This is a genomic window from Protofrankia sp. CiP1_Cm_nod2 (genome assembly GCF_920664355.1).
Lineage (GTDB): Bacteria > Actinomycetota > Actinomycetes > Frankiales > Frankiaceae > Protofrankia.
Genome location: NZ_CAKKTL010000010.1, coordinates 1 through 6,747 on the forward strand (window position 1 = coordinate 1; position 6,747 = coordinate 6,747).

Below are 6,747 nucleotides of genomic sequence, written 5' to 3' on the forward strand. Positions count from 1 at the left end.
CTCGTGGCAAGGTAGGGCCGGTGGATCGTCCGGACGAACTCCGCCAGCGCGTCGGCATCGGCGTTGCCGTCGAGCAGGCCGATCACACGCTGCTCCACCACCTGCCCCTCGGCGCGCCAGACCCGCAGGTGGGCGGCTCGTTCCCCGGCGGCCTCCACCCGCTCGACCGTCGCGGCCGGGTAGCGCAGCCTGGCCACTTCGGCGGCGTCGTCCAGCAGGTCCCGAGGACGGTCACGGGGCCACGGCGGTGGCAGGGGTGTCTCGTCGGGGTCAGGCGGTCGGGGCCGTCGCTTGTTGCAACCGTTGGGGTCGCTTCGGGCTGGCGGGGGAAAGACGGCGTGCGCCGAGGTGAGGTCGTGGGACGTGTGGGCCGGTTGCCGCCGGCCGGCAGGGCTGTGAGCGGGCGCGAAACAGGTGAACCCCGTCCGGTTGATCCGGATCACCTGGTAGCTTAGCCGGCCGTCATCCTGTCGCAGCGGGAGTGTGGGCAGGCCCGACGGGAGCGTGTGGGCGTCTGTGTCCTGCCCGTGCAGCAGCAGGTTCAGGTGAGGGGCAAGAATCCGGTCGAGCTCTTCGGTGTCCCGCAGGACGCCGTCCTCGGATATCCCCGGCGGGCGCTCGTCAGGATTCTCGCCGGCGGGGCTGTGGTGCACGGCGCCGATCCGCAGCCAGCCGTCCCGGGTGAACTCGTGCAGGGCGTCGGCGACGCTGCCGAGCTGCTCGGTGCCCAGCCAGCCGTGGTGCACCAGATGTGACTGGGCCATCGTCGAGTTCAGCCCCGCCACCACGACCTTCAGGCCGGGCATGGCGAAACGCGACCATTCTTCACCGACCTGGAAAACGATGTCCGTGTCCGGGTCGTAGAAGTGGCGCAGCAGCTTGTTGAAGAACTTCCATTTCGGCGAGTACGGCGGGATCGGCTCCTTGCCCTCGGCTTCCTGCTGAAGAAAGTGCGCCTCGCAGAGCTTACGGCTGACGTCGTGACTGCCTGGGATGATCGCGAAGCGGTCGTGGTCGAGGCCCAGGGCGTCGGCCAGCCCGGCCAGCAGGTCATATGCCTGCTCGAACTCGGGTTTCGTGCCCGTCTCGGTGAGGTCGCCGGTGACGACGACGAGATCCGGACGTGGCCCGCCTGCGCCGACGTCGATGCCGCTGTCGGCGCCGGTAGCCAGTCGGCGCAGGTCGTCGGACAGCCAGGTGACCAGCGTCGCAGGCGTCCGGCCGGCTGCGGGCTGGGCGAGTAACCGCATTCCCGACAGGTGCAGCACGGTGACGGTGGATTCACTGATTGTTTCGCCGGCTATCCTGTCGGTGTCGGATGACGCGCCAGGAAAATCCGGCCGGGTCGACACCGCGCGGGGCGCGATGCTCCTGAAGTGGCCGATTTCATGGCCTGGCCACGGTGGTTTGACCGGCGGCTTGATACGCCCTCCCAGGGCTGCCTGAATGCCGGATAGCAGGCGGCTCGCGGCCTCGTCCTCGTTCTTCAGACCTATGAGGTCGATATAGATAATTGATCCGAGCAGTCCGTCTGGTTTGCATTCACGAACTCGAACAGGAATCGTCCGGCGCTGGTGTCCCTGTGGATCGGAGCGCCAGAACGGCCGCCATTCAGCTGTACCGAAGGGCGAGCTGCCGAGATAGTCCGGGGACAGGACCGGCAGGACTCGTTCGGCCCGTCGGATGCCTTCCTCCATACGGTCGGTCCAGTCCCTGCCCGGGACGAAGTCCCAGTCTTGAAGCAGCACTCGGAACCGCCGGCCCGGTTCCCGTTCGGTCGCCTCCAGGTGCCAGGCGATCCACTCCGCCCAGCCCCTGTCCGCCTTCGTGCGGCTGATGAAGAAGTCGAACTCGTAGTCGTCACTACCGGCCGCGTCGCCCCCGTTGCCCACAAGTCGAGAATGCCACCCTGCGGCATGGGTTGTGCGACCTGGGTCGGATAGAACGGGATGTGTCCATTCAGGGGTGCAAGATCGTAGTCCGCTGAGCTGGGTGTTTGCGTTGGTGTGACACGCCGCTGGTGTCTGGTGGTCGGGGCTGGCGGCGGATGATCTGGGTTGTGACTGGCCCGTCCGTGTGGTGGGAGCCGTGTCTGGCGGCGGCTGAGGCGCGGATCGAGGAGTTGGCTGCCGGGCTGGCGCAGGCGCGGGTGGGTCTGGCTGAGGCTGAGGCGGGTAACGAGAAGCTCGCGGTGGTGAACGGCCGGTTGCGGCAGGTGGTGGAGGACGCCGCGGCGCGCCATGAGGCGGAGATAGACGCGGTGCGCGCGGAGCGGGACCAGGGGCGTGGGCGGGCCGCGGAGCTAGAGCGGAAAGTCACCGAGCTGGAGTTGGAGGTCGCCGAGTTGCGGCGGCGGGTCGGGATGGACAGCACGAACTCGTCGGTCCCGCCGTCGAAGGAGCCGATCGGCGTCAGAGAGAAGCGGAAGGCGCCGCGGCGCCAGGCCTCGGAGCGGGTCCGGTCCAAGGACCGCAAGCCCGGTGGGCAGCCGGGCCATCCGGGGGCGGGGCTGCGGCGGGAGGCCGAGCCGGACCGGTCGTTACCGGCGGACCCGCCGTTGGAGTGCTCGTCGTGCGAGGCCGACCTGACCGGCGCCACGGTGCTCCCCGACACGTGGGCGCAGGTCTGGGACCTGCTCGGTCCGGTGCTGGAGAAGGTGGAGTGGGTGCTGCCGCGGCGTCGTTGCGGCTGCTGTCGGAAGGTCACCACCGCCGGGGTGCCCGGGGTGGCGCACGCGGCGGCGGGCACGGTGTCCTACGGGCCCCGGCTGCACGCGGCGGCGGTGCTGCTGGCCTCGGAGGCCGACGTGCCGGTGGAACGGGCCGCGATGGTCATCGGCGCGCTGCTGGGGGTGGAGGTCTCGGCCGGGTTCGTCGCCCGCGCGAACGCACGACTCGCTCACGACCTGGAAGCGGCCGGGTTCGACGGAGCGATAAAGGCGGCGCTGCGCGCCGAGCCGGTGCTGTGCGGCGACGAGTCCCCGGTCAACGTGCTACGCAGGGACCTGGACGAGGTCACGGGCACGGTCCTGTCGGGCACCCCGCACCTGCTGGTCGTGCGCACGCCGACACCCGGGCTGGTCTGGTACGCGGCGATCCGTTCACGCTCGTCGGAGGCCATCGACGCCACCGGGGTGCTCGACGGGTTCACCGGCTACCTGACCCGCGACGACTACGCCGGCTGGCACCAGTACGACCCCACCCGCGCCGGGGGGCAGCGGTGCTGTGCCCATCTGATCAGGTCGTTGCGGGCGGTGCAGCAGCTCGCGCCGGGCGCGTCGATGACCGCAACCATCCCGGTCTGGTCCTCGCCCGCCGGCTCGCCACGAAGGCCGACCAGGTCTGGCTGTTCACCACCAACTTCACGATCCCCTGGACGAACAATCCCGCCGAGCAGGCCATCCGCCTCCCGAAACGCCACCAGGCCGTCTCGGGCTACTGGCACACCCCCCCGCACCCTGGCGGGCTACCTCCGCGTGCGCGCCTACCTCGTCTCCGCCCGCGACCACGGCCTGACCGCCATCGACGCCATCCGCCACGCCCTCGCGGGCAAACCCTGGATACCGGTTCCGCGAGCGGCCAGTGCCCTGCCCGCCCTCACCATCTAAACCAACATCCACACGGTGTTGATCAAGTCACCACCCGTGAATGGACACAACGGGATCCCTGTCTCACAGCGTCCAGATCGTTTCGATCGGTAGGGCGTGCATGCGGTCGCCGAACGGGAGTGGCTGCGCTCCCGTGTACATCACGTAGCCCGCGATGAACTGGTCACCGGCTTTCCGGGCGAGCTGGTGCAGCCCTCGGAAGTCGTCCGCGCGGACCGTCTCGGAGGCTTTGACCTCGATGCCGACGATCTCGCCTGACGCGCGTTCCAGCACGGCGTCCACCTCATTACCGTCGCGGTCACGGTAGTGGAAGAGTTGTACCGGCTCCTCTGCCCAGGTCAGTTGGCGCGCGAGCTCGCCGATGACGAAGTTCTCCAGCAGTTGACCGACGGGTGCCGTTGGATGCGCCGCTCGTTTGAGGGACATACCGGTCAGGTGTCCGGCAAGCCCCGAGTCGGTCATGATTGTTTTTGGCGTGGCGACCGCTCGCGTGGTCAGATTGTTGGACCATGCCGGGATTCTCCGTACAACATAGATCAGCTCCAGCGCGTCCAGATGGCGGCGGACCGTGGACGCGGGGATGCCGAGATCGCGGCTGAGTCGCTGGGGGACGACCAGGCCCGCCATGCACGCCGCGACCGCGCCGATCAGCCGGCGTAGCTCGGTGACGCGCGTGATCTCGGATACCTGGCGTATGTCGCGTGCGATGAGATCTGCCAGATAGGAGTCGAAGAACCGGCCACGGCGCCGCGTGTCGGTGCGGCGTACCGCCTCCGGATAACCGCCTCGCAGGGCGCGGGCAACATAGTCCGGGCGGCGCAGGGTGCTCTCCGGCGCGGGTGTGTCCGGGCCCTGGTTGAACACGGTGTCGATGAAACTGTCGGGGGCTCCGTGGATCTCGCCCTGCGACAACGGCCACAGCTCGATCGTTTCGCTGCGGCCGGGCAGGGCGTCAGGCAGGTCGCGCAGGCCCAGCAGCCGAGCCGAGCCGGTGAGCAGGAACTGGCCCGGGCGGGGATCGCGGTCGACCGCGAGTTTGATCCCGAGCAGCAGTTCGGGCACCCGCTGGATCTCGTCGATCAGCAGCAGGCCGTCATGGCGGACGAATCCTGTCGGGTCTGTTCCGGCGGCATCCCGGACCGCCGCGTCATCGAGGAAGTACATCCTGGTGTTGGCCGAGGCGCTGGCCACCAGTTGGGCGAGTGTGCTCTTGCCGACCTGCCGGGCACCGTTGATCACTACGACGCGCGTGTCGATGAGCGCCTGCTCGACCAGGTCGACGGCATGGCGCGGGTAGAGATCCGGAGTGGTCGTCATCCCGTCCGATGATATCGCCAACCATGATCGATGGTGGATCTGCCGTGAGGGTCGTGGTGGATCTGCCGCATGATCCGTGGTGGATCTGCCGTAAAGATCACGGTGGATCTGCCGCGGGGGTCGTGGTGGATCTGCCGGGCGTCCCGTGGTGGATCTGCCGCTTACCGCGTGGTGGATCTGCCGGGGGTTCAGGGGGCGTGGCGGGGTCGTTGGCCGGGGTCAGGGCGGCGTCCAGGAGGGCGTCTCGGTTGGCCAGGATGAATTCCTTGAGGGCCGGCGGCAGCAGCGTGAAACCCGCGAGGTCCTCGCCGCGCAGGTCGACGCGTTCGATGTCGTAGCCGCCCTTGGCGGGGTTGGTGAACTCCGTGCCGGTGCGGGCGGTGAGATCCATGGTGACCAGCCGGCAGACGAAGAAGTGCTGGACGACGAGGCCGGGCCGGCGGCCGTCACGGTCGCCGCCCGCCTTCGGCGGCCTTGGTTCGCTGGTGAGGAACACCTGCTGGACGCGGTCGACGGTGGCGCCGAGCTCCTCGGCCAGCTCGCGGTGCAGGGCCGCCTCGACGGAGGCGTCCTCGGGGTCGACCCCGCCGCCGACCGTGGACCAGTAGGGCGCCACGCCGGGTGGTGTCCGGTGGAACACGACCAGATACCCGTCGTCGTCGATCAGGATCGCTCGGGCCGCCCGCCGCACGATTCGCACCGGTCCATCATCGTCCCCGCGCCGGTGCCGCCGGTATCCGGACGCTCCTCGGCCGTTTCGGGCATACGGCGGAGGGAGGAAACGCGATAGATACGGAAAGTGACGACGGCAGCGTGTCCGGCTCCGCTCGAGGCCGGGCCGTCGCGGTTCGGCCCCGCATCGATCTTTTGGCCTGGCCGTGGCCGGCACGTGTCGCGATCATCTCGACCGGGCTCTGCCCCCTTGTCGGAATGCGTGCAACCATGGGCAGGTGCCGGTCTATCGAGATGAAGGTGTCGTCCTGCGGACGACGCCGCTGGCCGAAGCCGACCGCATCATCACGGTTCTGACCCGGCGGACCGGGCGGATACGCGCGGTGGCCAAGGGGGTGCGCCGCACGTCGTCCCGTTTCGGCGCGCGGCTGGAGCCGGGCACCTACGTCGATCTCCAGCTCCACGAGGGACGCTCGCTCGACACCGTCACCCAGGCCGACATACTCAGCCCGTACGGCGCGGTGATCGCGTCGGACTATCCCCGGCACACCGCGGCGGCGGTCATGCTGGAGACCGCCGAGCGGCTGACCAGCGAGGAGCGCCAGCCGGCGATGCGGCTGTTCCTGCTCCTCGTCGGTGGCCTGCGCACGCTCGCCCAGGGTGAGCGGGCGCCGTCCCTCGTCCTGGACGCGTTCCTGCTCCGGGCGCTGACCATCGCCGGTTACGGGATGGCGCTGGCGGACTGCGCCCACTGCGGGGACCCGGGGCCCCACCACGCGTTCTCCGTCCCGGCGGGAGGCGTAGTGTGCCCGGAATGCCGACCGCATGGAGCGGTGTCGATGTCCCCAGCCGCCGTGACGCTGCTGTCCGATCTGCTCACCGGGGACTGGGAGCGCGCCGGGGCAAGCGAGACCCGCACCCGGCGCGAGGCCGGCGGATGCATTGCCGCATACCTTCAGTGGCATCTCGAATACGGGTTGCGTACATTGCCCCATCTGGAGCGGGTGTGAACAGGACCGGGCAGCACGCCATGGGCATTCTTGACGCAGCCACCGTCGACAGGGCCACTGGCAGGGCCACCAACAGGGCCGCTAACAGGGCCGTCAGCAGGGCCACCGACAGGGCTGACAGGGCTGACAGGGCCGCCACAA

General features: G+C 69.3%; 4 protein-coding genes and 1 pseudogene. 2 read left to right on the forward strand and 3 right to left on the reverse strand.

What is annotated here, in order from left to right; all coding sequences use genetic code 11:
• Positions 1 to 1,892: TIR domain-containing protein (locus tag NBW84_RS02030; protein WP_250281155.1), on the reverse strand; the 1,892-nt coding region annotated here is incomplete at its 3' end.
• A gap of 155 nt (positions 1,893 to 2,047) precedes the next feature.
• On the opposite strand from NBW84_RS02030, the pseudogene NBW84_RS02035 reads away from it, so the two are divergent.
• Positions 2,048 to 3,607 (forward strand): annotated as a pseudogene (locus NBW84_RS02035) (IS66 family transposase).
• Between the two features lie 63 nt (positions 3,608 to 3,670).
• Here NBW84_RS02035 and NBW84_RS02040 read toward each other — a convergent pair.
• Together NBW84_RS02040 and NBW84_RS02045 are read right to left on the reverse strand one after the other, a co-directional pair.
• Positions 3,671 to 4,924: an ATP-binding protein gene (locus NBW84_RS02040; RefSeq protein WP_250281157.1), complete on the reverse strand. Its 1,254-nt coding sequence runs from the start codon at positions 4,922 to 4,924 to the stop codon at positions 3,671 to 3,673.
• A 97-nt stretch (positions 4,925 to 5,021) separates the two neighbouring features.
• The gene (locus NBW84_RS02045; RefSeq protein ID WP_250281159.1) at positions 5,022 to 5,624 is read right to left on the reverse strand and encodes an NUDIX domain-containing protein; all 603 of its coding nucleotides are present in this window, start codon (positions 5,622 to 5,624) and stop codon (positions 5,022 to 5,024) included.
• Positions 5,625 to 5,874: 250 nt separating this feature from the next.
• Here NBW84_RS02045 and recO point away from each other — a divergent pair, with 250 nt between their 5' ends.
• The gene (recO, locus tag NBW84_RS02050; protein ID WP_250281161.1) at positions 5,875 to 6,606 is read left to right on the forward strand and encodes a DNA repair protein RecO; all 732 of its coding nucleotides are present in this window, start codon (positions 5,875 to 5,877) and stop codon (positions 6,604 to 6,606) included.
• Positions 6,607 to 6,747 lie beyond the last annotated feature (141 nt).